This window comes from Pantoea sp. SIMBA_079, from assembly GCF_046940275.1.
Classification (GTDB): Bacteria; Pseudomonadota; Gammaproteobacteria; order Enterobacterales; family Enterobacteriaceae; genus Pantoea; species Pantoea borealis.
The window spans coordinates 1-261 of record NZ_JAWRYR010000501.1 but is presented as its reverse complement, the minus strand read 5'-3'; the positions used below and the strand labels follow the sequence as shown (position 1 = coordinate 261).

At 52.1% G+C, this 261-nt stretch carries 1 protein-coding gene; it reads left to right on the top strand.

All coding sequences use genetic code 11. From position 1 onward, the window contains the following. Window positions 1-186, top strand: a 186-nt coding sequence (locus SB719_RS20965; RefSeq protein WP_412159860.1) for a hypothetical protein, incomplete at its 5' end; no start/stop codon positions are given. Window positions 187-261 lie beyond the last annotated feature (75 nt).

Below are 261 nucleotides of genomic sequence, written 5' to 3'. Positions count from 1 at the left end.
CGATTTGAATGGACTGATTGGCAGCCTGGGTGTGCGGATGCGGTGGTAAAACGACTATTCAAGTTGTCAGGCGCGTTGATGCGCCTGACAACCTACACCGCCGCTCATAAACGGAAGTTGAACATATTCAGCAATGCCAAGCGGCAGGCCAGTGTCCACAGCTACAGCTGTCTAGACATTACCTAGCGCAGTCCCCTGCCTGACAGGCTTAACGTAGCCATAGACCTCGGGATCATTGAACATTTTCCACTCTGCATAGTC